Below are 3,500 nucleotides of genomic sequence, written 5' to 3' on the forward strand. Positions count from 1 at the left end.
GGGTGTTGGGGTGGGTGGTGCGGGAGGCCACGACGAATGTGCTGCGGCACGGGGACGCGGCGCTATGTGACATATCACTGAACGTTGAACGAGATCATGTGGTGCTGACCGTGCAGAACGACGGGGCGTCCGCCCCCGCGCCCGGCCGGGGGTCCGGACTCGCCGGGCTGCACGAGCGGTTGGCCGCGGTGGGCGGCACGCTGGCAGCGGGGCCGGCCGACGGCGGGCGGTTCCGGCTGGTGGCCGACGTGCCGTTGAGTGCGAGGGAGAGTGTGAACGAGGGTGCGAGCGAGGTCACCGCATGACGGGCGTCGTACGACTGCTCCTCGCCGACGACGAGCATCTGATCCGGGGCGCGCTCGCCGCGCTGCTCTCCCTGGAGGACGACCTCGTCGTCGTCGCCGAGGCCGCGAGCGGTCCCGAGGCGCTGGCCATGGCCCGGGCGCACGCACCGGACGTGGCCGTACTCGATCTCCAGATGCCCGGCGCCGACGGTGTGAAGGTCGCCACATCGTTGCGGGCCGAGCTGCCCGGCTGCCAGGTTCTGATCGTCACCAGTCACGGGCGGCCCGGGCATCTGAAGCGGGCGCTCGCGGCGGGGGTGCGCGGGTTCGTGCCAAAGACGGTCAGCGCCCAGCGGCTCGCGGAGATCATCCGGACCGTGCACGCCGGGAACCGTTACGTCGACCCGGAGTTGGCCGCCGACGCCATCGCCGCCGGGGACTCCCCGCTGACCGTGCGGGAGGCCGAGGTGCTGGAACTCGCGGCCGACGGGGCGCCCGTCGCGGAGATCGCCGAGCGGGCCGCCCTGTCGCAGGGGACCGTGCGGAACTACCTGTCCTCGGCCGTCTCCAAGCTCGGGGCGGAGAACCGGCACTCGGCCGTGCGTCTCGCGCGGGAGCGGGGTTGGGTATAGTTGGCTCCGCGCCACGGCGCAGTGCGGACGTAGCTCAGTTGGTAGAGCGCAACCTTGCCAAGGTTGAGGTCGCGAGTTCGAGCCTCGTCGTCCGCTCAGGATCAGGGCCCCGGTCATCGACCGGGGCCTTTGTCGTGCACCCGCGGGGGTACGGCCCCGGTCGCCTGCCGGGGCCGTCTCGTGCGGTCAGCTCCAGCTGGTGCCCGTCAGACGTTCGTACGCCTCCAGGTACTTGGCGCGGGTCCGCTCCACGACATCCTCGGGCAGCGGCGGCGGAGGCTGCTCGCTCCTGCGGTCCCAGCCGGAGGCCGGCGAGGTCAGCCAGTCCCGCACGAACTGCTTGTCGTACGACGGCTGCGGGTGCCCCGGCTCCCACTCCTCGGCCGGCCAGAAGCGGGAGGAGTCCGGGGTGAGGACCTCGTCCGCGATGACGAGGGTGTCCCCGTCGAAGCCGAACTCGAACTTGGTGTCCGCGAGGATGATCCCGCGCTCTCGGGCGATGTCCCGGCCGCGGGCGTAGACGGCGAGGGTCGCCTGGCGCAGCCGGGCGGCGGTGTCGGCGCCGACCTGGCGGGCGACCTCCTCGTAGGAGACGTTCTCGTCGTGCTCGCCGACGGCGGCCTTGGTGGCCGGGGTGAAGATCGGGGCGGGGAGTTCGCTGCCGTCGACCAGGCCCTCGGGGAGGGCGAGACCGCAGACGGTGCGGGACTCGTCGTACTCCAGCAGGCCGGAGCCGGTGAGATAGCCGCGGGCGACGGCCTCCACCGGGATCATCTGCAGCGGCTTGCACACCAGGGTGCGGCCGGCCCATTCGGCGGGGGCGCCGGCGGGGAGTTCGGTGCTCAGGACGTGGTTGGGGATCAGATCGGCGATCTGGTCGAACCACCACAGGGACAGCTGGGTGAGGACCCGGCCCTTGTCGGGGATGTCGGTCGGCAGCACCCAGTCGAAGGCGGAGATACGGTCGCTGGCGACCATCACGAGGTCGCCCGCCTCGTTCTGGTACAGCTCGCGCACCTTGCCGGTGTGCAGGTGCACCAGGCCCGGAACCTGGAGCGGCTCGGGCTTTTCTACGAATCCGGACACGGTTCCTCCCCGTGGTTGAACGAAAGGGGCGCCCGCAGGGCTCGAATCGGGCGGTGGTGGGAGACGGGCGGGCCAATGGCTCGATTCTCCCGTATGCCGGGGATCGCCCCAGGACTGGGGTGGCTTCGGAAGGGGCGGTGACGTGGGCTTACGTGAGCTCAGTCACGTTTGCAGATGCGGTCCAGGAGGTTGGCGGTGGCGCGCTGGACGCGTTCGTCGACGTGGCCCGGACGGTCCAGGGACGGGGACCAGGCGAACGTCCCGGACGCGAAGACCAGGGCGCCGGAGGGGGCGCGGTAGAGGGACGTCTCCTGATGGCGCAGGACGCCCTCGGCGTCGGTGTAGGGGGAGTGCGCGAGCAGGACGCGGTCCTCGTGCTCGGGCAGCGGGGTGCGCGGGAAGTAGCGGTCGGCCTCGCCCGCGACCAGGCCCTCGATCTCCTCGCCCTCGTGCGTACCCGTGGCGTCCCACAGCCAGTGGTCGGCGTTGCGGACGATCAGCGGGTGCGGCTCGGGGACCCGGCCCGCGTACTGGATGCCGACCAACTGCTGTTCGGGGCGGTCGACTTCGCGCCACAGCACGGGCTTGCCCGGGCCCTTGCGTTTTCGGCAGGTCAGCAGGCGGTCGGGGACGCCGGACGGGGAGGGGCCCAACTCCACCTGCCAGTACATGGTGTTGGCGGACAGGAAGACGAGGGAGGTGCCGCTCTCGCGGGCCAGCTCGACGGTACGGCGCATGCCGGTGGACCAGTACTCGTCGTGGCCGGGGAAGACCAGCCCGCGGTAGCGGGTGGGGTCCACGCGGCCGGCGTGCAGGTCGCGGGCGTCGGCGTAGGCGAGGTCGTAGCCGTAGCGCTCGGCGAAGCGGATGAAGTCGTAGGCGTGGCCGACGTGCAGGGGCAGGCCGGCGCCGGCGTACGGGCGGTCGAAGGAGACCGTCGTCGCCGCGTCCGACTCGCCGAGCAGCCGGCCCTGTTCGTCCCAGGCGTGGTAGAGGCTGGCGCCGGTGCGGCCGTCCTCCGGGTAGAGGTTGTACGCCTGCCAGGTCACGTCGGGCAGCAGCAGGAGCAGGTCGGCGGGGTGGTTGTCGCGGACCGTGAAGGGGATGTGGGAGCGGTAGCCGTCGGCCGTGGTCAGGACGGCGACGTAGGCCCCGATGCTCCAGTAGCTCGGGATCTGCAGCCGCCAGGACAGCCACCAGTGGTGGCAGGAGACCGTGCGGTCCGCGGTCAGCGGCGGGGGCTGGACGATGCCCGAGAGGCGGGGGCTGGTGGTGATCTTCGCGGCGCCGTCGCCGCCGTAGTGGCCGATGCGGTAGATGTCCACCGCGAACTGCTGCGGCGGGTCGACCGTGACATGGAAGTCGACGGCGTCGCCCGGGGAGACCGCGCCGGTGGAGACGAAGCCCTTGATCTGCCGGCGGACGTCGTCGGCCGAGCGGGGGCCGCCTCCGGAGCGGGGCGCGGGGACGCGGGTGCCGGCGGCAGGCGTTCGGGGGG

General features: G+C 72.1%; 4 protein-coding genes and 1 tRNA gene. 3 read left to right on the top strand and 2 right to left on the bottom strand.

Going from position 1 to position 3,500, the window contains the following annotated elements:
* The 3 genes from GRC12_RS42810 to GRC12_RS42820 all read left to right on the top strand — a co-directional run.
* A partial coding sequence (locus tag GRC12_RS42810) for an ATP-binding protein (RefSeq protein ID WP_368861646.1) occupies positions 1-305 on the top strand: 305 nt, incomplete at its 5' end.
* Entirely contained in the window at positions 302-916 is a 615-nt protein-coding gene (locus GRC12_RS42815) for a response regulator transcription factor (protein WP_133049045.1), read from the top strand. The genes GRC12_RS42810 and GRC12_RS42815, both read left to right, overlap by 4 nt.
* Positions 917-939: 23 nt before the next feature.
* Positions 940-1,012, top strand: a tRNA-Gly gene (locus tag GRC12_RS42820).
* 90 nt (positions 1,013-1,102) lie between these two features.
* Here the strand turns inward: GRC12_RS42820 and GRC12_RS42825 are convergent.
* Together GRC12_RS42825 and GRC12_RS42830 are read right to left on the bottom strand one after the other, a co-directional pair.
* Positions 1,103-2,002 (bottom strand): phosphoribosylaminoimidazolesuccinocarboxamide synthase, encoded by a 900-nt coding sequence (locus GRC12_RS42825; RefSeq protein ID WP_208785845.1) that lies wholly within the window; start codon positions 2,000-2,002, stop codon positions 1,103-1,105.
* A 158-nt stretch (positions 2,003-2,160) separates the two neighbouring features.
* The coding region (locus GRC12_RS42830; protein ID WP_208785846.1) for a N,N-dimethylformamidase beta subunit family domain-containing protein at positions 2,161-3,500 on the bottom strand (1,340 nt) is incomplete at its 5' end.

This window comes from Streptomyces griseorubiginosus, from assembly GCF_017614965.1.
GTDB classification, from domain to species: Bacteria; Actinomycetota; Actinomycetes; order Streptomycetales; family Streptomycetaceae; genus Streptomyces; species Streptomyces griseorubiginosus_B.